The 25,330-nt window shown below is 52.3% G+C and carries 23 protein-coding genes; 12 read left to right on the forward strand and 11 right to left on the reverse strand.

Translation table 11 applies throughout. From position 1 onward, the window contains the following. Positions 1 to 16: 16 nt before the first annotated feature. The gene (locus HZU75_RS10030; protein WP_180305954.1) at positions 17 to 1,063 is read right to left on the reverse strand and encodes a rod shape-determining protein; all 1,047 of its coding nucleotides are present in this window, start codon (positions 1,061 to 1,063) and stop codon (positions 17 to 19) included. Between the two features lie 231 nt (positions 1,064 to 1,294). Here HZU75_RS10030 and gatC point away from each other — a divergent pair, with 231 nt between their 5' ends. The 5 genes from gatC to HZU75_RS10055 all read left to right on the forward strand — a co-directional run bounded on the left by gatC (position 1,295) and on the right by HZU75_RS10055 (position 5,966). Further along, a complete protein-coding gene (gene gatC, locus HZU75_RS10035; RefSeq protein WP_180305955.1) occupies positions 1,295 to 1,582 on the forward strand; it encodes an Asp-tRNA(Asn)/Glu-tRNA(Gln) amidotransferase subunit GatC in 288 nt (95 codons plus the stop codon). A gap of 59 nt (positions 1,583 to 1,641) precedes the next feature. Further along, positions 1,642 to 3,087: an Asp-tRNA(Asn)/Glu-tRNA(Gln) amidotransferase subunit GatA gene (gatA, locus tag HZU75_RS10040; RefSeq protein WP_180305956.1), complete on the forward strand. Its 1,446-nt coding sequence runs from the start codon at positions 1,642 to 1,644 to the stop codon at positions 3,085 to 3,087. Between the two features lie 4 nt (positions 3,088 to 3,091). Continuing rightward, positions 3,092 to 3,844, forward strand: a complete 753-nt coding sequence (locus tag HZU75_RS10045) for a GNAT family N-acetyltransferase (protein WP_180305957.1) — start codon at positions 3,092 to 3,094, stop codon at positions 3,842 to 3,844. A gap of 20 nt (positions 3,845 to 3,864) precedes the next feature. Further along, complete coding sequence (gene gatB, locus HZU75_RS10050) at positions 3,865 to 5,307, forward strand: Asp-tRNA(Asn)/Glu-tRNA(Gln) amidotransferase subunit GatB (protein ID WP_180305958.1); 1,443 nt, start codon at positions 3,865 to 3,867, stop codon at positions 5,305 to 5,307. Between the two features lie 152 nt (positions 5,308 to 5,459). Continuing rightward, positions 5,460 to 5,966: a hypothetical protein gene (locus HZU75_RS10055; protein ID WP_180305959.1), complete on the forward strand. Its 507-nt coding sequence runs from the start codon at positions 5,460 to 5,462 to the stop codon at positions 5,964 to 5,966. A 567-nt stretch (positions 5,967 to 6,533) separates the two neighbouring features. On the opposite strand, the gene HZU75_RS10060 is transcribed toward HZU75_RS10055, so the two are convergent. The 3 genes from HZU75_RS10060 to HZU75_RS10070 all read right to left on the reverse strand — a co-directional run bounded on the left by HZU75_RS10060 (position 6,534) and on the right by HZU75_RS10070 (position 9,080). Then, entirely contained in the window at positions 6,534 to 7,460 is a 927-nt protein-coding gene (locus HZU75_RS10060) for an ankyrin repeat domain-containing protein (RefSeq protein WP_180305960.1), read from the reverse strand. 281 nt (positions 7,461 to 7,741) lie between these two features. Next, a complete protein-coding gene (locus HZU75_RS10065) occupies positions 7,742 to 8,113 on the reverse strand; it encodes a lysozyme inhibitor LprI family protein (protein WP_180305961.1) in 372 nt (123 codons plus the stop codon). Between the two features lie 34 nt (positions 8,114 to 8,147). Continuing rightward, positions 8,148 to 9,080 carry a LysR family transcriptional regulator gene (locus HZU75_RS10070; protein ID WP_180305962.1) on the reverse strand — a complete coding sequence of 311 codons (933 nt, stop codon included), beginning with the start codon at positions 9,078 to 9,080 and terminating at the stop codon, positions 8,148 to 8,150. A 104-nt stretch (positions 9,081 to 9,184) separates the two neighbouring features. On the opposite strand from HZU75_RS10070, the gene HZU75_RS10075 reads away from it, so the two are divergent. Continuing rightward, on the forward strand, positions 9,185 to 10,168 hold the full coding sequence (locus tag HZU75_RS10075; RefSeq protein WP_180305963.1) for a YeiH family protein: 984 nt from the start codon (positions 9,185 to 9,187) through the stop codon (positions 10,166 to 10,168). Positions 10,169 to 10,285: 117 nt separating this feature from the next. Beyond that, on the forward strand, positions 10,286 to 10,672 hold the full coding sequence (locus HZU75_RS10080; protein WP_180305964.1) for a VOC family protein: 387 nt from the start codon (positions 10,286 to 10,288) through the stop codon (positions 10,670 to 10,672). Positions 10,673 to 10,746: 74 nt separating this feature from the next. On the opposite strand, the gene HZU75_RS10085 is transcribed toward HZU75_RS10080, so the two are convergent. Next, on the reverse strand, positions 10,747 to 12,375 hold the full coding sequence (locus HZU75_RS10085; protein ID WP_180305965.1) for a methyl-accepting chemotaxis protein: 1,629 nt from the start codon (positions 12,373 to 12,375) through the stop codon (positions 10,747 to 10,749). A 254-nt stretch (positions 12,376 to 12,629) separates the two neighbouring features. On the opposite strand from HZU75_RS10085, the gene HZU75_RS10090 reads away from it, so the two are divergent. Together HZU75_RS10090 and HZU75_RS10095 are read left to right on the forward strand one after the other, a co-directional pair. Then, positions 12,630 to 13,130: an SRPBCC domain-containing protein gene (locus tag HZU75_RS10090; RefSeq protein ID WP_180305966.1), complete on the forward strand. Its 501-nt coding sequence runs from the start codon at positions 12,630 to 12,632 to the stop codon at positions 13,128 to 13,130. Positions 13,131 to 13,218: 88 nt separating this feature from the next. After that, positions 13,219 to 13,557 carry a YkgJ family cysteine cluster protein gene (locus HZU75_RS10095; protein WP_180305967.1) on the forward strand — a complete coding sequence of 113 codons (339 nt, stop codon included), beginning with the start codon at positions 13,219 to 13,221 and terminating at the stop codon, positions 13,555 to 13,557. Here HZU75_RS10095 and HZU75_RS10100 read toward each other — a convergent pair. Further along, complete coding sequence (locus tag HZU75_RS10100; protein WP_180305968.1) at positions 13,554 to 14,372, reverse strand: substrate-binding periplasmic protein; 819 nt, start codon at positions 14,370 to 14,372, stop codon at positions 13,554 to 13,556. The two genes, HZU75_RS10095 and HZU75_RS10100, sit on opposite strands and share 4 nt — an antisense overlap. A gap of 156 nt (positions 14,373 to 14,528) precedes the next feature. Between HZU75_RS10100 and HZU75_RS10105 the strand changes: the two genes are divergently transcribed. Then, positions 14,529 to 15,431 (forward strand): histone deacetylase family protein, encoded by a 903-nt coding sequence (locus tag HZU75_RS10105; protein ID WP_180305969.1) that lies wholly within the window; start codon positions 14,529 to 14,531, stop codon positions 15,429 to 15,431. A 2-nt stretch (positions 15,432 to 15,433) separates the two neighbouring features. Continuing rightward, on the forward strand, positions 15,434 to 15,772 hold the full coding sequence (locus tag HZU75_RS10110) for a 4a-hydroxytetrahydrobiopterin dehydratase (RefSeq protein WP_180305970.1): 339 nt from the start codon (positions 15,434 to 15,436) through the stop codon (positions 15,770 to 15,772). A gap of 101 nt (positions 15,773 to 15,873) precedes the next feature. Here the strand turns inward: HZU75_RS10110 and HZU75_RS10115 are convergent, their stop codons facing one another. The 4 genes from HZU75_RS10115 to HZU75_RS10130 all read right to left on the reverse strand — a co-directional run bounded on the left by HZU75_RS10115 (position 15,874) and on the right by HZU75_RS10130 (position 21,092). Continuing rightward, the gene (locus HZU75_RS10115; protein WP_180305971.1) at positions 15,874 to 17,871 is read right to left on the reverse strand and encodes a M60 family metallopeptidase; all 1,998 of its coding nucleotides are present in this window, start codon (positions 17,869 to 17,871) and stop codon (positions 15,874 to 15,876) included. A gap of 255 nt (positions 17,872 to 18,126) precedes the next feature. Continuing rightward, a complete protein-coding gene (gene panD, locus HZU75_RS10120) occupies positions 18,127 to 18,507 on the reverse strand; it encodes an aspartate 1-decarboxylase (protein ID WP_180305972.1) in 381 nt (126 codons plus the stop codon). Positions 18,508 to 18,588: 81 nt separating this feature from the next. Further along, positions 18,589 to 19,173 (reverse strand): hypothetical protein, encoded by a 585-nt coding sequence (locus HZU75_RS10125; RefSeq protein ID WP_180305973.1) that lies wholly within the window; start codon positions 19,171 to 19,173, stop codon positions 18,589 to 18,591. 68 nt (positions 19,174 to 19,241) lie between these two features. Then, entirely contained in the window at positions 19,242 to 21,092 is a 1,851-nt protein-coding gene (locus HZU75_RS10130) for a ribonuclease catalytic domain-containing protein (protein WP_180305974.1), read from the reverse strand. Positions 21,093 to 21,336: 244 nt separating this feature from the next. Here HZU75_RS10130 and HZU75_RS10135 point away from each other — a divergent pair, with 244 nt between their 5' ends. Then, entirely contained in the window at positions 21,337 to 24,153 is a 2,817-nt protein-coding gene (locus HZU75_RS10135) for an AAA family ATPase (protein ID WP_180305975.1), read from the forward strand. Between the two features lie 64 nt (positions 24,154 to 24,217). On the opposite strand, the gene prfA is transcribed toward HZU75_RS10135, so the two are convergent. Continuing rightward, a complete protein-coding gene (gene prfA / locus HZU75_RS10140; RefSeq protein WP_180305976.1) occupies positions 24,218 to 25,297 on the reverse strand; it encodes a peptide chain release factor 1 in 1,080 nt (359 codons plus the stop codon). Between the last annotated feature and the right edge of the window lie 33 nt (positions 25,298 to 25,330).

The raw sequence follows: 25,330 nt of genomic DNA on the forward strand, positions 1-25,330 counted from the left end.
TATACCCGATTAAATCTCAGTCGTTGGTGAAGATGCCGATGCCGCCCTTATCGAGCTTCTCTAATGCTTTGCCGGAGCCGCGCACGACGCATGTGAGTGGGTCTTCGCCCACAATCACTGGCAGGCCGGTTTCTTCCATCAACAAGCGATCCAGATCGCGCAACAAGGCGCCACCACCAGTCAGCACCATGCCTTTTTCAGCAATATCGGCACCCAGCTCAGGCGGTGTTTGTTCCAGCGCTTGTTTTACAGCCGACACGATCTGGTTTAGTGGGTCGGTCAATGCTTCCAGAATTTCATTGCTTGAAATGGTGAACGAGCGAGGAATACCTTCCGCCAGATTGCGACCTTTTACTTCCATCTCACGTACTTCTGCGCCAGGGAAGGCCGAGCCGATGCGTTTTTTGATTTCTTCGGCCGTCGTTTCACCAATCAACATGCCGTAGTTACGACGGATATAGTTGATGATGGCCTCATCAAATTTATCGCCGCCCACGCGCACGCTGCTGGCGTACACGATACCGCCCAATGAAATGACGCCCACTTCAGTCGTGCCGCCACCAATATCCACCACCATTGAGCCGGTTGCTTCTTCCACCGGCAAGCCAGCACCAATCGCCGCCGCCATTGGCTCTTCAATCAGTTCCACTTTGCGTGCGCCAGCACCGAGGGCCGATTCACGGATAGCACGGCGCTCAACTTGCGTAGAGCCGCAAGGAACACAAATCACGATACGGGGAGGGGAAGAGAACATCCGGCTTGGGTTAACTTTCTTGATGAACTGCTTGAGCATTTGCTCGGTGATGGTGAAGTCGGCGATTACACCATCTTTCATCGGGCGTACTGCGGTGATATTACCTGGTGTGCGGCCCAACATTTTTTTTGCTTCTGCACCGACCGCCAAAATTGTTTTTTTGCCCGATGGGCCGCCTTCTTGTTGAATGGCAACCACAGATGGCTCGTCCAACACGATGCCCTTGCCTTGCATGTAAATCAAAGTATTGGCAGTGCCCAAGTCGATGGCGATATCGTTGGCAAAGTAGCCGGAAAGAAGTCCAAACATTGCGAATCTCACGTGTCTAAAGCGGTATAAAGCGGTATCAAACAGCGATTTTTTGCCAATCAATACCCTGAAATTGGGGGCTTAATGCTGCATTGCGGTATGTCGCTCATCGCGTGCAGGCCAAGCTTTGTCTTGATTCCAACCCATTTAGTTCTCGGGTGGGAGAATCAAACCCAATATGATACCCTATTGTGTTGACGTTATTGAAGGTTTTACGGGGTAAATACGACCATGTCTTTGTCACAGGACGATGTACGCCGCATTGCTCGCTTGGCCCGCATTGCGGTAAGCGACGATGAGGTGACTGCTAGCCAGTCCCAATTGAATCAACTTTTTGCGCTGATCGAAGAAATGCGCGCCGTGGATACCGAAGGTATTGAGCCGATGGCCCATGCGCAGGACGTCATGTTGCGTCTGCGTGAAGATGTTGCCACAGCCCCAAATCGTCGCGATGCCTTCCAAGCCGTTGCACCGAGCGTGGAAAACGGGCTGTATCTGGTACCGAAAGTAATCGAGTGATTTGATAAGGAGTGAGGGATACGGTGTGAGGGTGATTCCCGCCTATCTTTCAAAGCGATATGCAAACTTTAAAACAACAGATTGACGCGCTGGCCGCAGGCCAAACGACTTCGGTTGCCTTGGTTACCGAATGTTTGGCGCAAATCGCCGCGCACAATGCCAAACTAAATGCTTTGGTCACAATTAATGGCGAGCAAGCCTTGGCTGCCGCAGCAGCGGCCGATGCCGCGCGTGCCGCAGGCGACACCCGCCCTATGCTCGGTGTGCCGCTGATTCATAAAGACATCTTCTGCCACGAAGGCTGGAAAACCAGCTGCGGCAGCAAAATGCTGGATAATTTTATCGCCCCGTATTCATCACAAGTCGCGGAAAACTGCGATGCCGCTGGTTTCATTGTGGTGGCGCGTGCCAATATGGACGAATTCGCGATGGGTTCGGCCAATGAAAACAGCTTTTACGGCGCGGTGAAAAACCCGTGGGATACCAAAGCCGTTCCTGGCGGTTCATCAGGTGGCTCAGCCGCTGCGGTGGCGGCAGGTTTTACGGCGGTAGCTACCGGCACCGATACTGGCGGCTCGATTCGCCAACCGGCGGCGTTCTGCGGTATTACTGGTATCAAACCAACCTACGGCATTGTCAGCCGTTATGGCATGGTGGCGTATGCGAGCTCCTTGGATCAAGGCGGCCCGATGGCGCACACTGCCGAAGATTGTGCGCTGATGCTCAACGTAATGGCAGGCTTTGATGAGCGCGACTCAACCAGCCTTGAGCACGCTAAAGAAGACTACACGCGTGATCTGGCGACGCCACTCGCTGGACTGAAAATCGGTTTGCCACGCGAGTATTTTGCTGATGGGCTGAATCCTGAAGTCGCCACAGCGATCAATGCTGCGATTGAGCAATACAAAGCTCTGGGGGCGACAATTGTCGATATCAGCTTGCCCAATACCAAGCTGGCAATTCCATCGTACTACGTGATTGCACCAGCAGAAGCGTCAAGTAACTTGTCGCGTTTTGACGGCGTACGTTACGGCCATCGCACCGCCAAAACCGGCAATCTAGACGATATGTACGAGCAAACGCGCGCCGAAGGCTTTGGTGCCGAAGTCAAACGCCGTATTTTGACTGGAGCCTATGTACTCAGCCACGGCTACTACGATGCCTACTATATTAAGGCGCAAAAAGTTCGCCGCCTGATCGCCAATGATTTCCAAGCTGCGTTTGCCCAGTGCGATGTGATCATGGGGCCGGTCACGCCAAGTACCGCTTGGAATGTCGGCGAGAAAAACGCTGATCCAATCGCTGTGTATCTGGAAGATATCTACACGCTGGGCGTTAACTTAGCGGGCTTGCCCGGCATGAGCGTACCAGTCGGCTTCGCATCTAACGGCCACCCAATCGGCCTGCAAATTATTGGTAATTACTTTAGCGAGGCCAAAATGCTTGGCGTTGCACACCAATATCAGCAAGCCACCGATTGGCATACGCGTAGCCCGAGCCTGTAAAACCATGCAGTTGCGCGACGTTGCTCATTTGGAAACTCTAACTAGCAGTGCGTGGCCAGCCCTTGCCAACGAGTATCTCGATGGCTGGGTGCTGCGCTTTGCTGCGGGCTATACCAAGCGAGCAAATTCGGTCACACCGATGTGGCAAGGTGATTTACCTATGCTGCAAAAAGTCGCGTATTGCGAGCAACGCTATCAGCAGCAGGGCTTGCCCGCGCTGTTTAAGCTATCACCAGCAGCGCAAGCGCTCGATGATGTTTTACTTGAGCGTGGTTACGACTTGATTGATTACTGCTCAGTGCAAAGCCGCTCACTGCAAGCGGGTGATTTTGCCCTTGATGTGGCCGTACAGAGTAGCGACAAGGTGAGCGCAGACTGGTTTAGCCGTTTTGCTGAGCTCAATCATGTGCCTGAGTCACATCAGGCCACTGCATGGCAAATGCTATCGAGCTATGCCTGCCCGACGCAATTTGCCACTTTGTTCCACGATGGCAAGGCAGTGGCTTGTGCATTAGCAGTGCTGCAATTTAATACCGTACTACTGTATGACGTGGTAACCCTTGCTGAGCAACGCCGCCAAGGCTATGCCCGTCGTTTGGTGTCGCATTTGCTGGCTTGGTCGCAGCAGCAGGGCGCGACTAAAGCGGTGTTGCAGGTCGTCGCCGCCAATCACGCTGCTTGTGCCTTGTACGCGCAACTGGGTTTTACTGAAGAATATCCATATTGGTATCGCCGTCAGTCTGACGGCGCAATTTAAAAGACAAGAGAGACAAAACCATGAAATGGGAAGTTGTCATCGGGCTTGAGGTACATACCCAGCTCACCACCAAATCTAAAATTTTCTCCGCCGCCAGCACCGCGTTTGGCGCGGCGCCAAACACGCAAACTGCGGTCGTTGATATTGCGCTACCCGGCGCGCTGCCGGTGATGAACCGTGCGGCGGTCGAAAAAGCCATTCAGTTTGGCTTGGCCATTGGCGCCAAAGTAAACCGCAAATCAATCTTTGCGCGTAAAAATTACTTCTACCCTGATTTGCCGAAGGGCTACCAAATCAGCCAGTTCGAGCTGCCAGTGGTGGAAGGCGGCCAGCTCACCATTCAGGTGCAGCCTGCCAAGGGTGACCCGTACGAGAAAGTCATCAACCTGACCCGCGCGCATCTAGAAGAAGATGCCGGTAAATCGGTGCACGAAGACTTCCACGGCGCATCCGGCATTGACCTGAACCGCGCCGGTACGCCGCTGCTCGAAATCGTTTCCGAGCCAGAAATGCGCTCGGCCGCCGAAGCGGTGGCCTATGCCAAAGCCTTGTATTCATTGGTAACCTGGATCGGCATTTGCGACGGCAATATGCAGGAAGGCAGCTTCCGTTGCGACGTGAACGTGTCGGTGCGCCCCGAAGGCCAAGCCGAGTTCGGCACGCGCCGCGAGATCAAAAACCTGAACTCGTTCAAATTCATTGAGCAGGCTATCAAGTACGAAGTGCAATGGCAGATCGACGAAATCGAATCCGGCCGCAAAATCCAGCAAGCCACGATTCTGTTCGACCCAGACAGCGGCGAAACCCGCATGATGCGCAGCAAAGAAGACGCGCACGACTACCGCTACTTCCCCGATCCAGACTTGCCGCCACTGGTAATCAGCGAGGAATGGGTGGAGCGCGTACAGCGCGAATTGCCAGAGCTACCCGTCGCGATGCAAGCGCGCTTCGCCGAGCAGTATGGCCTATCTGCCTACGACGCCCGCACGCTCACCGCCAGCAAAGAGCTGGCCGCATTCTTCGAAGCTACCGTCGCAGCCGGTGCCGATGCCAAACTGGCCGCCAACTGGATCATGGGCGACATCTCCGCCACGCTGAATCGCGAAGAGAAAACCATCGTCGATAGCCCAGTGAATGCCGAAGCGCTGGCCGGCTTGATCAAGCGCATTTCGGACAACACCATCAACAACAAAACCGCCAAAGACGTTTTGAAAAAAATGTGGGACAGCGGCGATGCGGCTGATGTGATTATCGAGCGCGATGGTCTGAAACAAGAAACCGACACCGGCGCGATTGAAGCGATTGTTGACGCGGTACTGGCGGCCAATCCGAAAGCGATTGAGGAATATCGCAGCGGGAAAGAGAAGGCGCTCAATGCCTTGGTCGGCCAAGTGATGAAAGGCTCAGGCGGCAAAGCCAATCCGGGGATGGCGTTGGAGTTGTTGAAGAAAAAAGTAGGTTGATATTTAAGGCGGGTTATGCGGAAGCATAATCCGCCTTTGTCTTTTAGCTATCACAAAGTTGCTGAAGACTAAGGAGCTATCAATTCAGCCCCACGCTCTGTAAAACTTTGAATTTTGCATGAAATGCATACGCTATTAATCAGGAACAAAAAATGTTGTTCGGAATTATTATCTTGCTCGCATTTGTACTTATACCAATTGCCGTGATTGTGATTCCCGTTTTATTAACCAAGAGTGAAATTAAGCAAGCTGAACTCAGTGGGCCACTAAGAACTGGTACTAAATTAATTCGCCTCGTCGCAACAGTAGTATGTGTTTTTATGAGCTACGGAGCCTATAAAACAGGCCATAGTATATTTGCTTTTTATTGTTTACTTGCCACGTTATTGATTTATTGCGCTTTGACTGCGCAAGGTTTTGAAGATCGTTTTTATGCGGAAGCTGCACGTCAACATTGCAAAATATTGGCCATAACCGCTGGTATTATTCTGATTTCGGCCTCAGTTCTCATTCTCCATAATTTTCTCTCTACCGAACCTAATTTCAAGTTATTGAAAGCCACCTCAGGGATACTGGTCGTTTATGGAGTTATATATGCGCAACGTATTGAGTTTATGCGATGGCTGAAATGGGTTTTTAGACTTCGTAGCTCCGATTAAAGGTAGAGAAATCGGAGACAATCCCGCGTAATTGGATGTACAAAATAGCAGGATCATTCTGGCGGTTTTTCTTTCTCTGCAACAACAATCAACGGGCATTGGCGGCTGTGCGCCGCGGCACTGACTTTCTTTGCTTCGCCAAAGAAAGTCAGCAAAGAAAGGCGCCCCGGGCGAAAAGAGCTCCGCGCTGTTAGCCTTAGGCCACGGCCTACGCTAAGGCAACAAGTTGCCAAGCTCCGTCATGCCTTGCAGCGTCGTGAGCCAAACAAAAGGCTGTTTGTCTCCCACCTTGCTGCGGTTTTCGCTACACGGGAAGCCAAGCCCTAACCTCACTAGTGTGGTAAATACTGGTGGCTGTATTGTTCTGAAGGCTTTGTCGATATTTGCTTTACTGACTATACCCCTGCGTTAGTTGGTGCTGATCGCCGAGGAGCCGCGTAGTCCGGCGGGCGAAACCGCCGGTGTACCGCCTGCGCAGCTGGCACATGCCATCGTGAATCAAAAAATGCAGATTTGTACTGCCCACAAAATTCAATCAACCGGCATTGGCTGCTATGCGTCTGTGGCTTATTTAAGGTTCCGCTTAATGACTTGAATCATCTCTGGCGAGTAAATGCCTTGGGTTTTGATTGCATCTTTGACGGTTTTGCCAGCGATGTTTTTTAGTGCTGGATTGGCACCGGCTTTGAAGAGTGCATCGACGCAATCGACATTACCGAATTTTATATTTTGCATCAGCACACTTTCCTTGGTGTCGATGCGCAGAGCGTTGATGTTTGCGCCGTGATCCATTAGCAATTTGACCCGTGCAGCTGCTTGCGGATCGGGTTTCTCGCTTGAATCGTTATCTCGCTGACAAACCACATGCAAAGGGGTTATTCCGTCGATTGTTGAGGCCGCGGTAGCGTCGGCACCTGCGTTAATAAGTAGTTGTAAGCTTTGTAAATCAAGGGTGCCTGTATTGAGTGGGGTGTAGCCATTTGGCGTTTTAAGTTTGGCATTGGCGCCTGCTTTGAGTAGTTTGGCGATCACCTCAGGGCGTGGCGGGGTGAGGTTCATGCCACTGACGAGCATCAGTGGTGTTTGGGTTTGAGTCGGGTCGAACTGGTTTACATTGACGCCAGCCTTCAGATAGAGATCGACCATGCGTTTATCATCGGGGCTGTCTTTGTAGTTAGCCAATGTAAACAGAAAGGGCGACATTCCAAATGAGCCAATATCATCGATTTTTAGCTTGGGATTCTCTAACAGTATTTCGAGTAATTGCGGGCAGCGGCGATAGGCTGCAACGTCGACTGCGGTCATTCCGGTCGAGTTGATTTTATGCGGGTTAGCACCTTTTTTTAGCAGTGCATTGACGCTTGCTAGGTCTTTCGGCTTTTTTTCGGTGCAATAATTATCGGCTGCAATGGTGAGGTCTGCATCTAAATTAGCGTAGCAGGGGGCTGCGAGCGCGAGTAGCAGTGTTGTGCTTAGGGTGCGGGCAAATTTCATACGATTATCCTGAATATAGTTTAGTTGCATTTGTTATTTTGCAGAAAGCTATATGTCTTGTAAATGTAGGAGCAAGGAAGCTCTTTCGTGTTGTGTAATCAGTTTTTCTGCACTAGATGTCAGCCCGAGGGTGCCGCTTTTGCTAAGGTGGTAAACCGCTAAGCGTGGTTATGCCGTGCTCCTCCGGCGCAGCCGCCAAGCCATTGCTGTGGTCCACAATGGCTGGTTTTTCAGTCCACAATATTCAATCAACGAGCTTTGGCTGCTTGGCGCCACTACGCTTAATTATTCTCTGGCTTCCAATGTTTGAGTTGCTCGGTGCGGTCGCTAGTTTGGTTGCTCAGGCATTCTATGGCTTCTAGCTTGTAATTAGCGGTGAGCATTTCTTCTTCTGGCAGCTTGGGCCAGCAGGTTTCATCACGCTCTTTTATCCATTTTCTTTGCTGATTAATGAGTGATTGCTGCTGTGATTCAGTCAGCGCGCGTTTGGTTTTTTGGTATTGCTGATTTAACTTTTTGTCGAGTTTTTCGAGGTGTAGCCAGCCGCAGTTGATCTCGCAATAAGTGCAGTCAGGTTTGCTGCAATCTAATTGTTCCTGTGCGAAAGCCGTCGTGTACAGGAATAACATTCCGAAAATAAAGCTCTGTTTCATTGTTTCTCCATCGCTTACTGGGCTGAGGTGTGAGTTAAAGTTTTTCAGTCGCGCTGTTGCTTGATGTTGGTATCCCCGCTTGCTCTTCGGCTAGTAATTGATGACATAGCGAGCGCAGTTGGTCGGCACTGCCGCCGAGGCGGCGTTCGGCGTGCCAGACTAGATGAAATTGGCGCATTAAATTCAGTCCCGGCGTGGGCAAGATGGCAAATTCGCCGCTGGCCAGCTCGCGGGCGATGGCGCGGCGCGAGGCACAGGCGATGCCTAGGCCGCCGCGCACGGCTTCCCGAATGGCTTCACCACTACCTAGTTCCAGTAAGACATTGATGCTGCCCAGATGGGGTAGCAACATGCTTTCCAACATGCGGCGCACGCCAGAGCCGGGTTCGCGCAATATCCACGGGCTGCGCGCTAGTGCGGTCAGATCAGTGGGTTGGCCCACCAGTGGATGATCGGCGCGGGTGTAAACGATAAGCTCATCATTGAGCCAGCGTTCGGTGACCAGTTGCGGGTCGCTGTAGGGGGCTTCAATAAAACCCAGATCGGCACGACAGTCGAGCAGGCGGCGCAAGACGGTGCGTGAGTTGACGATTTCCAACTCAATTTGAGCCTGTGGCGCCAGTGCCAGCCAGCGCTCCAGTAGGCGCGGCATGACATAGTTTCCGATGGTAAGGCTGGCGGCAACACGCAAGCGGCCAGTAACGCCATTGATAAAGTTGGCTTCCAGTTCCTGTGCTTGCTGCAACATATCCATGGCTTTGGGCAGCAAATAGCGACCTTGCTCGTTTAGCACGACACCGCGGCCCACGCGATCAAATAATTGCACGCCCAGTCGGCGTTCCAACTCGGACAGCGCGCCGCTCGTCGCTGATTGCGATAGCCCCAATTTTTGCCCCGCAGCGCCGACGGCACTGGCTTGGCAAATGGCGACAAAGATTTCTAATTCGCGCAGCGTGAGTTTTAACATGGCGTAATTGATCGGTTGTGACGATGGGTTTGATAGATATTATCCGTTATTCATGATGGATTGGGCAATTTATCCTTGCCGTATCAAAGTACAAGGAGCCCATCATGAAACTGTCGATTAACCATCCATTACTGCCCGGCTTATTGCTGGTCGGGTCCTTGTCGATACCGGCGTGGGTTTTGGGTGAGGTGTTCCCACTGGTGGGTGGTGCAGTGATGGGGATGTTGCTGGGTTTGCTGGCTCGCCCGGCATTTAAGCCTAGTGCTCAGTGTATGCCCGGCATTCAATTTGCTGGTAAGCAATTGCTGCAGTATTCGATTGTGGCGATGGGCTTTTGCCTGCCAATCCAGCAAGTAGCCAAGACTGGAATGCAATCGCTGGAAGTCACTGCGGTGACCCTATCGGTGGCCTTTGGTACGGCGCTGATTTTGGGGCGCTTGCTCAAAATCCCGAATAAACTCAATGTGCTGATTGGCGCAGGTACGGCGATTTGCGGTGGTTCTGCGATTGCGGCCATTACGCCAGCGCTCAAGCCCGATGAGCACGATACGGCCTATGCGTTATCGACAATTTTTCTGTTCAATATTGTGGCGGTCTTGTTGTTTCCGCTGATTGGTAGCTGGCTCAATATGAGCGATATTGGCTTTGGTTTGTGGGCGGGTACGGCAATTAATGATACTTCATCGGTGGTGGCGGCAGGTTATGCGTGGAGTGAAGCCGCGGGGAATCATGCGACGATTGTGAAGCTGACGCGGGCAATGATGATTGTGCCAATCACGCTGATTATCGCGATGGTATACCAGCGCCGCCAGCAGCCGGGCAGCAAGCTACGGATTAGCGTGCCTTGGTTTATTGTGTTTTTCGTACTGGCTTCGGCTGCCAGTGAAGTGCTACCCGCTGCGCTGATTGATCCAATCCGGACAATTGCACCGCTGTTGATTATTGGCGCACTGACTGCAATTGGCTTGTCGACCGATGTTGCGCGGCTACGCAACACTGGCTGGCGCCCATTGGTGTTGGGTTTGTTGGTATGGGTGAGCGTAGCGAGTAGCAGTTTGCTAGTGCAACATTTCACTGGGGCGCTCTAGGCTGCGCGTACCGATCATTCACACCCCCATTTAGATCCTGCGTAAATTTTGATAGAACAATCGTTCTTTTGTGTTAGGCTGCTATTTGCTTACTTTCACAATGCAAAAGGATCAGGTATGCAAAGTTATGTGACACTGGGGGCAAATGATCATACGTTGTCATGCGCTTTTTATGATGCCATATTGGCGACTGTGGGTTGGGGGTCGCATATGACGTTCCCGGGTTGGAAAGCATATTCACAAGGTGGCAGCGGCGAGGGATTGGTGGTGTGGGTGGCTACGCCGTTTGATGGTCAACCTGCGACGGCAGGTAATGGCACGATGCTGGCTTTTCCTGCTCAGACGCATGAGCAAGTCGAGCAATTCTACGCGGCTGCGATGGCACACGGCGGGCAGGATGAAGGTGCGCCGGGGCCGCGTGAGTACGGTCCACATTGGTATGCGGCTTATGTGCGAGATCCGGTGGGAAATAAGCTGGCAGTAGTGTGTAATTCACCAGTTTGATTTGCTACCGACTTTAAATTAATTGCAAAAAAACCGCCCAATTGGGCGGTCTTTACTTGGTAGTGTTTCAGTGATTACAAACGGAAGCGTCGCACCACTCCATGCAAGGAACTTGCCATCTGGTTGATTCCGGCCAGCGTCTGGCGGGTTTGCTGTAACGCTTGATCAGTGGTGTTGACCTGTTGGCTGATGCGCTCAGACACCTGAGCGATTTGCTCGGTCGCCAGCGATTGCTCACGGGTGGCAGATGAAATTTCGTTAATTTGCGTTAGCACTCCCTGCATTTCATGCTGCATCGCTGCAATACGCGTGTTGACGTCACTCACCATCTGGCGGCTAGCCTCGGCTCCATCAGCGGTGGCGGTGGTGCGTTCAACTGCGTGCGCGGTTTCGTCGCAAATGGTACCTAGTAAGCGCTCGATTTCTACCGTGGCCTGCGCGGTACGCTCGGCTAGGCTGCGCACTTCATCGGCCACCACCGCAAAGCCTCGCCCTTGTTCGCCTGCGCGAGCGGCTTCAATCGCGGCGTTGAGCGCCAGCAGATTGGTTTGGTTGGCAATATCTTTAATCACATTGGTGATGTTGTTGATTTGCTTGGATTCGTGATCCAAGCGGCTAATTGATTCTGCCAAAGCATGCAAAGTATTGCCCATGGAATCAGTCCGCTGCTGCATGGTGCTCATGGCCTGCGCGCTGTTGCGAGCGCCTTCATCTGCATGGCTGACTGCGCGCTCGACCTGATTAGTGCTATCGGCAATGTGAGAAATGCTCACGGTGACTTCTTCAATGGTTGCTGCTGTTTCGGATACCAGATCAGCTTGCGAACGAGATTCGCGTGCCAGTTGATCAACAACGCGTTCAATCGCTTGCACCCCCTGATTGAGGCGAGTGCTTTCGGTTTCTACCGTACGGATTTGCTGATGCAGTTCAGTAATGAATTGATTAAACGCCCCTGCAATGCGTCCGGTTTCATCTTGTTGGCGATCGTCCAGACGAATAGTCAGATCAGCTTCGCCGCTCGTGAGTTGACGCATGGCGGCTAACAACCGTTCCAGCGGGCGAACCACCACATTTCCTAGCCAGAAGGAGGCAATCACCGCAATCAGAATCAGTACCAGCCCGGCGCCTGCTTCTTTAAACAGCAGCGTATTTAAAGTGCTTTGTACCGCAGCCAGATCTGCATCGGCAACTGCAACAATCGTGGTGCCATTGGCAGTGCGGAACGGCAGGTAAATTGAACGGAAATTGCCATAGCTACTGCTATATTCCGCCCACGTTGGGCGACCTTCACGCAGTGCCGTCAGTAGCTCGGCATTGGGGGTTTCATAGACTTTAAGATATTGCTCGGCAGTCGCATCACGCTCTTCTTCCGGTGAGAGCGATGAGAGTACGTAATGCGGCTTACCATCTTTCATCACAAAGCTATACACATAGGGCAGACCCAGCGATTCGGCAAAGCGTGTAAGTTTAACGCTGAGTGCGCGTATTTGTTTTAAATCGGTACTGTCACGCGGGGTGAGCTGATTATGCAACTCTTCAGACACAATAAAGCGATAACCGTTAGCCGCGGCCGTCAGTTTGCCATCAATGGCATTCATGGCGATGGTGCGCGTTTCGAAGTAGCTGAAAATACAGAATGTGACCACGGCCAATGAGGTAAGCAGGATCAGAACCAGCCGAATTTTGGCTTTGAGGGTTTTCATGGTGATACCTGTGCAGAAGGAATGAACCATCTTATCGCAAGCCCACGAAATAGGTTAATCAGGGATGTCGCCATGTGTTTTAGTGTTGAAGATTTGATGAAAGTATTTGACAGCCCTTAATTGGCTAACAATGCGCCAAGTTGACATTCAATATGCTGCAGGATTCGTTATCGTTAAGTTAGAGCCGTAGACAGCAACTTTGCCCAGAGTGACTGGCGCTGCTAAAACATAGTTTTAGTCGTAGGAGTTTGCTCATGGATAACGCATCATTTGATCCCTCCCTTGATTTGATGCTGGTGCAAGATGTTCCCTTACCGCCAGAGGCTATCTGGGCGGCCTGGACTAAGCCAGAGCATCTTGTCCACTGGTTTACCCCGGCACCTTGGCAAACTACCGAATGCCATATTGATCTGCGGGTTGGAGGGCTATTTCATACAGAAATGCAAGGCCCTGAGCCAGCGCAGCATTTTTCTGGGCTAGGTTGCTATCTGGAGCTGCTGCCCAACCGGCGCTTAGTCTGGACCAATGCGCTGTTAGCCGATTTTCGGCCCAACCCGTCATTTGCTGACAGTAGCTGCGGCGATTTCCCTTTCACTGCCAGTATTGAACTTAGCCCAAGCCCGATTGGCACCCGCTATACCGCGATTGTTCGGCATCGCGATACGGCTGGGCGGGCGCAACATGAGGCGATGGGGTTTACTGCTGGCTGGTCAGCGGCACTGGCGCAATTAGTCGTCTATATGCAGACGGTGTGATGATTCTGCAGGCGCGGCATGCTGCCAGTTTGCCGCTGGCGGGATTTTATTTAAAATTCTGCGCGGTAAATTGATCTGTTTTTCCATCATGAGTCATGCTTGCTTAAGCTGCGGCGCGTGTTGCGCCAGTTTTCGAGTGTCTTTCTATTTTGGTGAAAGTGATGCGGTACCCGGCGGGTCGGTGCCGCAGGCCTTGGTTGAGCCTGTTAGCCCATTTCTGGTTGCGATGCGTGGTACTAATCAGCCCCAGCCGCATTGCACAGCACTGCAGGGCAAAGTGGGTGAAGCCGCCAGCTGCGCAATTTACCCATTGCGGGCCAGTACTTGTCGTGAAGTCAGCGTTGGTGATGAGCGCTGTACAATGGCGCGTGCTAAGTATGGTTTGCCAGCCTTGTCAGCAGTTGAATCTGCCGTGCTAATGGTTTAACGGCTGGCCGTTAAACCATATTTACTGAGTAGCTTCTGGTAAATGCCTTGTCGTTTGATGCTGTCTAGCGCCCCCCGAAATTGCTCGACGACGGCATCATCGGTTTTATTGCCAAATGCCATATACATCCCGTCATTAGGCAGCTCTTTGAGCGCATAGACCTTCACGATACGGCCTTCCATGCCTTGGCGGCGCAGAAAATACAGGCCCGGTAATGTGGCTACGCCCCATAGATCAATCCGGTTGGCGAGTAATTTCTGGATATTGTGCTCATACGCGCCCTGACCGGAAACGCTGTCAAGGTTCGGGATTTGCTGGCGCCGCAGATATTGCTCAACCACGTCATTATTGGTTGTGCCGATCCGGTAATTTTTTAGCTCTGCTAAGGTGTTAGGGCGTACATCTGTGCGCTCGGCTAAGGCCCACAAGCTGTAATCCGCAGGGGCAATTACACCAACCCATTTAAACAAGGTTTCGCGCTCTTTGCTGCGGGTAATTGAATGCAGCAGTATGTTCGGCTCTTGTTGGGTCAGCATATAGCTGCGCGCCCAAGGCAAGCTTTCTGGTACCGCACGCAGCCGTAGTTCTGCCAATACAGCCTGCACAACTTCAGTGGCAAGGCCGCTAATTTTGCCGTCGCCTTCATCGTAGTTGTAGGGTGGAAATTCCGAAGTTAAAACTCGAATTGGAGGCAGCTCACTACTCGGACGGAACTCGGCATAACTCACGCGATGGATAGCCAGTATGCAGAGGGTAAGCCAGCTTTGCAGTAGCCAACTGAGCCGATTAGCGCGAGGATGGATGTTGGAGAACATGGGATGCCCCAATCGATGTGTCTACCCGATTTTGCTTTATCGCTGACTAAGCATGTAATAACAAGCACTTTTTACCGTGAAGCGCGATATAGGGCAAGGCCGTTAAATCCACTTAAATCACGTATGATACAGGCTCGTTGAGCAGGCTTTATCCGCATGAAAATCTATCGTTCTGATCAGTTTCCATTACCTTTACCTGAGGGGCACCGTTTCCCCACGGGTAAATACCCCATGCTGTATCAACGGGTAGCCCAATTTGCACAAGACCTGGTCGTCGATACCCCTTGTGCGAACGATGAGGAATTAGGCGTAGCCCATACTCAGGGCTATTTAGACAAATTGCGGACCGGTGCATTAAGCCCTGCTGAGCAAAGAGTGCTGGGCTTGCCATGGTCAGCTCAGTTATTGCAGCGCTCCAGAGCTTCGACGGGGGCGACGATTGCCGCCTGTCGAGCTGCGTTAGCGCAAGGTTGTGGTGTTAGTCTGGCTGGCGGTACGCATCATGCGTTTGCTGATCATGGCAGTGGCTTTTGTGTGTTTAATGATAGCGCTGTGGCACTTAAGCTATTGCAGGCCGAAGGGTTGATTCAGCGAGCGCTAGTGATTGATCTGGATGTACATCAGGGTAATGGCACCGCCAGCATATTGGCTAATGAGCCAAGTTTGTTTACCTTTTCAATGCATGGCGCAAATAACTATCCGTTTGATAAGCAGTGCAGTGATTGGGATATTGAGCTGGCCGATGGCTGTGATGATGCAACTTACTTGACGCAATTGGCCGGCGCGCTGCCACAGCTATTTAGTTTGGCTCAACCTGATCTTGTGATTTATCTGGCGGGAGCTGACGCCTATGCTGGTGATCGTTTAGGCAAATTGCAGTTGAGTATGGCTGGTTTACTGGCACGTGATGAAATGGTGCTCGATGCATGTTTGCGATTTGGTATTCCGCTTGCGCTGACCATGGGCGGCGGCTATGCAGAACCAATCAGTGATACGGTAGCGATTCAAACCGCTACCGTTCATGCCGCCATACGGCGCTTTCAAGGAAAAAGGAATTAATCATGCCGCAGACCCAATTAGAGCAAAAATGTGAAGCTTGTCGAGCGGGTGCACCGCAGGTGAGCGATGCTGAGCTGGCCGAGTTAATTCGCGTGATTCCGGATTGGACGCCGGTGGTCATTGATGGCGTGTTGCAATTGCAGCGGGTGTATGAGTTTAGTAATTTTGCTCAGGCATGGGCGATGTGTGATCGCGTTGCGGCACTGGCGGAGGAGGCGGGGCATCACCCTGCATTGCTGCTGGGGTGGGGGCGTCTGCAGGTGAATTGGTGGTCACATAAAATCCGTGGTTTACATCGCTTGGACTTTGAATTGGCAGCTAAAACGGATCAATTGCTCTAGTTCTGTGCGCATGCTACGGCAAGACAAAATGAAAAGAGGCCAATACCCAGTTGGGTATTGGCCTCTTTATTAGGCTGTTAGTATCTTAAAGGCAGATACCCTTAACGTGGTTGGTACAGCACTTTGCTATCGCGGTTCAGCCAGATCGGGTCGGTCAGGGTTTTGAGGGCCATGCCGCGCAGTTTGGTCTGCGTGTCGGCACTGACCGCAATGCCCCACTGGGTAAAGAACGGTGTGAGATCGTAGCCAGCGACGCGGCTGGTTTCGATGATAAAGGTTTGTTTCTCGGCTTCATCACCGCTTGGGCGCTGTGCGGCGGGCATATTGCGGTAGTTGGTGCCCAGCTTGGCGTAAAAATCACGCCCAAAGGCCAGATCCAGCTGCCAGAACATGGTGGCGCGCACAAACAGATCGCTCTGCGTCGCAAAATCACGTGTGGCTTGATTCAGGTAGGCAAAGGTTTTGGTCCAGGTGCCTTGGGTTTCATAGCGCGATGGTTGGCCCAGCGCGCGCTGCACATAGGCCGATGACAGATTCACGGTTACTTCGGTCTGGTCGGCCCAGGTGAATGTACTCATCTGATATTGGTGGCCCAGCTCATGCCATGGGCCCCAGCCATCGGTTTTCAGCTTTTTGCTATTAAGCACGGTGCCAATCGCGCCATCATCGCTGGCGGTGGCCATCCGGTATTGCCATGAATACATCCAGCCATCGTAGGGGGCCAGCTCGACAAAGTGGAAGCGATGCGGCGTTGGATTGTGCGGCCAGGCTTGGCCGGGTTTGATGCCGTATTGCTCGTCTTCTAGGCGTACGATTTCATCCCACAGCGTCATTAGTGCCACGGGGTCATCCACATGGCGCAAGATCTTGCCCATACTGGCGGTGAGCATCATGCGGCGGCTGACCAGCTCGGCATACGGCGCATCGCCGTATTGCAGCAGCATTTGCTGCCATTGCTCGGCAGTGTGCTGGCCCAGCACAAAGCGTGGCATCACGCGCCCACCTGAGACCAGCTCAACCTTCAGCTCGCCATTGGTCGGGGTATTAAAGGCGGCCACGTACACGGCAGCTTTGACTTGAGACACGATGGTGTTACTACCCACATTCAGTTTGATCTTCTGGGCGGTGTCGTAATTCCAGGTGTCGTCGTCGATATTGTGCAGCCAGATTTCTGGCTGTTTATTCGGCGCGCTGCCACTGTAGACATAATTCACCACCAAAACATCACCGGGCTGTACCCAATAACCGGTCGACTGGAACGGGGTGTGATTAAAGCTGCGCAGCTGCGCAGCACGCAGGCTGCCGACATCACCGGGCTGCTCAAGCGTGAGGCTGCGGGCAGGAATCAGACCGCTGACCGGCGTTGGGCTTGGTTTGGGCGTTGCAGTTGGCGCTACGGTCGGCGTTGCCGTTGGGGCTGGGCTAGCAGTCGGTGTGGCCGTTGGCGCGGCGGTTGGTTTAACCGTTGAGGTAGCCGTTGGTGTCACAATGGGCTTCACCGTGGGCACTACTGTCGGGGTAGCGATCGGTTTGACGGTGGGGGTTGCGCTCGGGGTGATGAGTGGCGTGTTGGTGGGCGCAGTAGTTGGAGCATTCGTGGGCAGGGCTGAACCGACGATGCGCCAAACGCCATAAGCTCCCGCTTGCACTGGATTATCACCCTTGGTCCACCACTCATTGCGATATACCTGCCCCTGATAACTTACCAGCTGGCCTTTGTTGGCGTAGGTGGTGTTGGCATCCCAAGCCGCAACTGAATTTGGTGCGCTGCTCACGAGCGGGGTGGTCGTAATGCTGGGCGCTGTATTGTTTGGTTTACTGGTCGCGGTGTTGCTTGGTGTCACTGTTGGCTTTGCGCTTGGCGCTGTGCTACTCGCACTGCCTACTTTAGTCCAAACACCCCATGGGCCGGTTTGTCCTGGAATTTCACCCCGAGTCCACCAATTGTTTTGGTATTGATTACCTTGGTAGCTAACGACGGTGCCAGGTTCCGCATAAATGGTGCTGCTATTCCATTCGCTGGCAGCAATGGCGGGGCTGATAAGGGTAGCTTGAGCAACAATGGCGCTCATTAGGCTAAAGCGTTTTAGGAAATGCATTGCTCCTCCAGAGCTTTTTATTGGCACCGTAAGTTCGATGCTGTTGTCATGGTAGAGCGCGAATGTAGCAGAAATATTAGGAAAGTATGATGTGTGGGCAAATCCGGAGTTAAGTGCTTCACTCCATGGGCTGAGTTGGGTTAATTCGCAAGCAAAAAATTTAGCATTAAATCAATTGTTTGAATTCGTCTTTCGTTTTGTTTAAGCAATAAAAAACCCGCTAGAAAGCGGGTTTTTCGATAAGCGGTAGATAGGTCACAGTTCTTGGGTTGCGATCGCATTTTTGCTGTGAGTAATCTGATTGTTGCTATCAACATACACCAGTGAAGGCTTGTGGTTCTTCAACTCTTCTTCGCTGTAGTCAGCAAAGGTCGCGATAATCAATAAATCGCCCACTTGCGCATGACGTGCCGCAGAACCATTCACTGAAATAATGCCTGAGCCGCGCTGGCCTTTGATCGCGTAAGTTGAAAAACGCGCACCATTATTGATGTTCCAGATGTCGATCGCTTCGTATTCGCGAATATTGGCCGCTTCGAGCAAATTTTCATCAATCGCACATGAGCCTTCGTAGTGCAGTTCAGCATGCGTTGCTGTCACGCGATGCAGTTTAGATTTGAGCATATTACGTTGCATGGTGTTCTCCCGCGCGGGGCCTGACCCAAAAGATAGGCGCGATTATAAGACTTTGAATCAAAAAGCCAAGCTTAAAGTGCGCTAACTGGCGCGATAAATCAAACAACCGTCTAGTAAATATTCACCTTCTTTAATTCGTGCATCTGGCGCAATACGGTCAAATTCAAAGCGCGCACCATCAAGTATCAACCAGGCAGGAATCGGTTTTTCCTGAAAGCGGCCCAGTGTTTCTTCGGCGCGAACGATTTCTTTGGGTTGAACACCGCTTACTGGCGGCATCATACGGGCAAGTGCGGCTGCGTCTTCCCGTGCATCGCGCTCTTCCGGTAGCGGCAGGTGGCGTACTTGGGCCTGCGGTGCAGTTTCACGGTTTTGTAAAGGTAAGTTGCGCAGATACAGGCTAAACAAGAAGCGCGGTAAGACCACGCGTTTGACTTGTTTTTGCGAGTTAATAACGCAAGCTACGCCAAAATCTGCGCCACATGCATGACAATGGGCTTTGGCGGCAATCGCAATATGGTCTTCGACCAAGCGCGCCACGCCATGCATATCTTTAGCGTGCAGCATTGTGCCGCACGCGACGCAGGGCTTTGAAAACTGCTTAATTTCCTGGCCGTTGGCAAATTTCAACGGTAAAAATTCATTAAGACGGCGGTTTGGCTGCATGGGGCGGTCCTTCATCGCAGGCTGGCCTGCTGAATGTCGGGTTGCGCTAACCCGACCTACATTACATTTTAAATGGTGGCGATTCGAGCTTCGACGGCCAGCTCGAGGTAATCAACCTTGATCAATTGGAGTGAGACTGTCATGCCTGCCGGTAGTTCAGGCAGGCCGCCCACACGCAAGACCAGAGGCATGCCATCTACGCGCACCAGATTTTCCTTGATCACTTGCGCGGTGAATTCACGCATATTCTCTTGTTCTAGATAACGGATGCACCAATAGCGCTCCATTTTGTCCTGAAAGTCAGCATAAGCGGCATAGGCGGCATCAAATGACGAAATCGCGGTGAATAGCTCGGCGTCATTTTTCTGATAGCGCGGTTTTTCATTACGAATCATCGCAACCAGTTGTTGCTGATTGATGAAATCGACCGCGCGGCGCAGCGGCGAGCTCGACCACATATAGCAATCAACGCCAAGGCCAGCATGGGCTGTCGGTTGCGTTGATAGCTTGACGCGACCACCGCCTTGCGAGCGGTAAATGCCAGCGATTTGCGCATCGCGTAGATTCGCTCCCCACAGGCTGTTGACCAAAATCATCAGCTCGGCGACCAGCTTATCCATTGGCGCGCCGCGTTTGCGCGGCACAATGCGCACGCGCTCTGGCTGGCCCTCAATGCGGTCGATATAGAAACTGTAATCCAGGCGTTGTTGCTGCGGCTGATCGGCTTTGCCGCGACGGCCTTCGAGCGCACCCGCCAAATTCCACAGCAGCGTCAGCTCGGCTTTCCACGGGTAGTCTTCACCCTCCTTGCCGACGGTTTCTTCATTGAAATAGGGTTCAATGTCATGGTGGCGCAGATTGGCCACCACGGGCACGCGCTCGATCACCGAGTGGTGGCTGATGATGTCATAGCCAAGTGAAACTTCCAGATACATCGACACCGCAGGGCGCGCCGCGCCTTCTTGCAGCGTGAATACTTCGACGGCGTCATCCGGCAGCATGGTGATTTTGTCGCCGGGGAAATATACGGTCGACAGGCGATCAAGTACGACTTGATCGAGCGTAGAGCCTGGCAAAATACCGAGTACTGGTGCGGCGATGTGAATACCGACTTGCCAGTTGCCGTTCGGCAATTTTTTCAAGCTGAACGCGTCATCAATTTCGGTTGTGGTTGCGTCGTCAATCGAGAACGCTTGTACGTCGGCAACGGGTAAATCTTCAGGCGCAAACACTGGCTCGGTGGCTGGAAAACCGCGACTTTTGGGGAAATGCTCAGCCAAAAAGCCGTCGAGATGATATTGCGCCACATCGGGAATTGCGCCCACTTTTTCTAGCAAGCGCAGCGTTGAGGTTTGCGCACTTTCAGCCGCTTGCGCTAGTGCTTTGTATTCGAGGCTGTTTTTATCAGGGCGATGTATTAGTCTGGAGATCTTTTCCTGCAAGGCTTGCGGCAAGATACCTGCTAAAAGATCGGCTTCCCATGCGGCCATTTGCTCGGCTTCACGTGCTTTGCGCTCTAGCCCGGCAATCGCCGCTTTCAGGTTTTCTTCGGGCGCGGCTTTATAGCGACCTTTGCCTTTGCGATAAAAATACATGGGCGCGGTATGTAGCGCGATCGCAGCGGCGGCTTGCTGGGTTAGGCTGGGGTTGGCGCCAAAGTATTCGGCTGCGATTTCGGCAAAGCCAAATTCATCTTGCCCGCAGCATTCCCACAGGAAATTAACATCGACTTCGGCGGCGAGACTCTGGGCCGATTTGAAAAAATCGTCGAGGCTGATGCGATCAAAGCGCAGTAGCACATTAGCGGTTTTGATTTTGCTGCGTTTACCACGCGCGTCCTCGACCTGCATGCTGGCTGCTTGCTCATCATTGATACTGGCGACTTTAAAGCTGCCATCTTCCTCGTAAAAAACGTTCATCGCCATTATCAACCGTTGCGCCAAGGCCAAAACCGGTAATTATATCAAAGGTGTTTCCACTCTGCGGGTTTGGGCGTCGTGTTTATGCTGCTTTTGGCTTAGAACATAGAAATATCACCTTAAATCAGCCACAATCGGAAAAATTATTTGAGACCGTACCATTTTGCCATCCGCATCCCCGTTTGCTGTTTTCACCACTGAGGCTCCGTCTAATTCATCGCAAATACCTACGCTAGATCGCCGTATGGTGAGCAATGAGCTGCGCTTTGCGCTGGCTGAAACCTCTGCGGGTGGTTGCAAAGTGGCGGTGTTGATGGGGGAGCCTGGGTCGGGTAAAACCCAGCAAGCACATGATTTGCTGCCGTTTGTGCGCCAGCGTGGCGGGATGCTGATTGAGAGTCGGATTGAATCGCTCAATTGGAGTAATCCACTCGATAGTTTGTTATTGGGCCTCAGTCAGTTGAGCCAGCCATTAAGCAAACATTTGAGCGACCCCAGTCTGAGCGGGCAAGACGCATTGTTTGATTTATCGCGCCGCCTTGGTTTGATTGTTCATGAAGCGACCGAAGTGGATTTATCGTTAGCGCGACATTTGCAACTGCTGGTAGGGCAATTGCTGGCTTATGCCAGTCAGCAACTCAAACCACTGGTGTGGATTATCGACGATGTTGATTTGTTGGATCAGGATGCGTTGGCGATTCTGGATTATTTGATCGAGCATCGCGTTACGCCATATTTGATGCTGTTGCTATGCGTGCGAAATGAGCAACATAACGCCGTTGTACGCTGGAAAACGCAAGCGCATTGCCAGTTATTCCCGCTGGCGCCCTTTAGCGTACGCGATACCGTCAACTGGCTGATCGAAGATCAGCAGCTCAACCCCCGGCTAGCGGCAGAAATTGCGCCTTTTTTGCAGCAAACGTGTCAGGGCAATCTGCAACTGTGCCGCTTTTTACTCGATAGCCTTGCCGCACATGACTTGCTGGGTAATGTACCCGAAGAACAATGGCCTCAACGGCTGCAACAGATTTCATTGCAATTGCGTACCCCCGAGGCCGAGTCCTTTTTCCGGGAACAGTTGAGTGCCTTGCCCGAAACCGGGGTCGAAATTTTGCAAAGCGCCAGCTTGATCGGCATGGAGTTTGATGCGCGGCTATTGCATGATTATTTGCCCATCAGCGCAGTGCAAGAGCATTTATTGCTGGCCCAGCAGCAAGGGCTGGTCGAGGTTATCTCGGGCGATATTTGGCGCTTTGTGCATCCGCATTTATTACGCTTGGCGCAGCATACCTTTGAATTTCAAACCGAGGCCGAATTACACGCGCGCTTAGCGCAACGCATGATGAAGTTTCCCAATTTTGCGTTGCAGGCCTTACGCCATGCACAGCAAGCGGGCGCGATTTTTTCGCTGGCAGAACGGGTGAAATTTGCCGAGCAATCGTTGCAAATCGCCACGCAAGTTTTTCAACAGGGCAGCCCTTTGCATGCCGGGCAAATTTTGGAGCAATTACTGGCGCTGCTGGGTGAAACAGTCTGGCGCGAGTACCCCGAGTTAAGCGAGCGTATTGTTGCCGCGTGGTGCGCCACCCTGCAGGAATCAACCCAGCTTACCGACTTGCATGCTTTGCAGCGCAGCGTGCCCGAGCAAGCCAGTCAGCGCGTGGTGTACTTATTAGCGGCCACCCATTTGCGTTTGGCGCTACTTGCATCCGATTATCAACGGGCGTTTGTGGCTGCAGAAATTGCCCTCGACGCTTTAAACGTGCCTATCGCTATGCGAGGTGATCGCTGGCAGTTGGCCTATGTGTTCTTGCAATGGTTGTTTTATCGGTACACCCGCAAAGCTAGGTTGCAAAGCTGTGAGTCAGTGCAAATTAATGCCGCACAAGAGACGCTGGCCGATTTATTTGGCCCCTGCCTATTCTCTCGGCCGCGCTTGCTGGCAGCATTAACACTGAAGCAGTTAAGCTTAACGCATCGCCACGGTTTTAGCCCTGCCACATCAGGCGCGAAAATGGGTGCTGCCTTATTGCTCAGTGCGGTGGGCAGGCTAGATGCGGCTTTTGAAGTGGCGCAACAGGCCCATGTTTTGGCGCAGACCTATCCCAACGATCGGCAGCGCCACCGCGTGCCTATTCTGGATTTGGGATTTATTCAGCCTTGGCGCTGTAATTTACAGCAGCTCTTGCCGGAGGTTTGGCGCTGGCAACATAACGCTTACCTGCATGGCGATTTTGAATTTGCCGGCTATGCCAATATGTTTTATCTGGGGCATTCCATTTTAAATGGCAGCCCTTTGCTGCATTTAGAGAAAGAAGCCGCCAAAATCGATGAAGATTTGCGGCATACCCGGCAACAGCATTTATTACCGATGTCGGGTGCGTTCCGTCAGTTTTTGCATAATGCAGTCCATCTGAGCAATTTGCCGCCCTGGGAAGGTTTAGGTGCATTTATCCAGCAAAGTACGCTTGGCGAGCTGATCGAGCGAAACGATGCGATCAATGTATTTAATTTTTATCTGAGTCAGGCCTATCTGGCCACTTTCTGCTGCGCGCCAGAGGCCAGCAAAGCAGCCTTGGAGCAGGCGAGTCAATATGCGCAATCTGCAAAAGGAACGGTAATTGCAGCCTTGTTTGAGCATTTGTCCGCATTAAGTGCCTGCGTGGTACCGCTTAAACGCAGTTGGTGGGCACGGCGAAAAATGCAAAAAGCAATTGCCCGGCATCAGCGCTGGGCGGAGCAGAACCCGAGCTTATTTGCCTGCAAATCGGCATTGCTACAGGCCGAGTGGGCAAAGGCAGAGCAGGATGATGAAGCTGCGCAGCATTTTTATCTGAGCGCGATCGAGTCGGCACGTGAACATCAGCATCACCATGAATACGGCTTGGCCGCTTTGTACTACGGGCGGTTTTTATTAGGCCTGCAGCAGTTTCATCACGCGCGGCAGATGCTCAATTTGGCATTGGAGCAGTATGAGTCTTGGGGCGCACTGGCGGTGAGTGCCTATTTGCGGCGCGAGTATGGTGCTTTTTTAAATAAAAAGACCCCTGCTAAATTGTAACTTAGGCAGGGGTATATTTATTTTTACTAGGCTAATAGTAGCTTATGGATAGATACCTAGCATCTTAGGCGTCACCTAGTTGTGCGAGTAATTCGGTTTGGTGCTCATTAATCAAGGCTTGCGTTAGCTCAGTCAAATCGCCGTCCATGATGTAATCGAGCTTGTAGAGTGTAAGATTAATCCGGTGATCGGTCATTCGCCCTTGCGGGAAGTTGTAGGTACGGATGCGCTCGGAGCGATCACCCGAGCCAATCAGCGATTTACGCTCAGCCGCTTCTTTGCTTTGAATCTCGCGCAGTTGAGCATCTTTAATGCGCGCCGATAGAACCGCTAAAGCACGCGCCTTGTTTTTGTGTTGCGAGCGGTCATCCTGACATTCCACGATAATGCCGGTTGGAATGTGCACGACGCGTACCGCAGAGTCGGTTTTATTAATGTGCTGACCACCAGCGCCGCTGGCGCGGAAGGTATCAATCCGCAAATCAGCGGGGTTGATATTCACTTCTTCCAGCTCATCCGCTTCCGGCATCACTGCCACGGTACATGCTGAGGTGTGAATCCGGCCCTGCGTTTCGGTGGCAGGAACACGTTGTACCCGGTGGCCGCCCGATTCGAATTTCAGCTTGGAATACGCGCCCAAGCCGACAATGCGCGCGATGATCTCTTTGTAGCCGCCCAGATCGGACTCATTGGCCGACATGATTTCCACTTGCCAGCGATTGCGTTCGGCGTAGCGGCTGTACATGCGGAATAAATCAGCGGCAAACAGGGCCGACTCATCGCCACCGGTACCGGCACGAATCTCCAGAAAGATATTGCGCTCGTCGTTTTGATCTTTTGGCAGCAAGGCTTTTTGCAGATCCAGATCGAGTTGCTCAAGCCGTACTTTACCGTCTTTGATTTCCTCCGCGGCCATATCGGCCATTTCAGGGTCAGACAGCATTTCTTCGGCATCGGCCAGATCGGCATTAATGCGATTAAATTCGTGCCATAGCTCGACAACAGGGGTTAATTCGCTAAATTCACGATTAAGTTTGCGATATTGATCCATATCGCGCGTAGCTTCTTCCGAAGCCAGCAAGCCACCCACTTCTTCCAGTCGATCGGCTAATTGTGCCAGTTTGGCGATAATTGAGGGTTTCATGGTTTTTCCAGATCAGTGATTGCCAAAGGCAAT

It is taken from the genome of Chitinibacter fontanus (genome assembly GCF_013423785.1).
Classification (GTDB): Bacteria; Pseudomonadota; Gammaproteobacteria; order Burkholderiales; family Chitinibacteraceae; genus Chitinibacter; species Chitinibacter fontanus.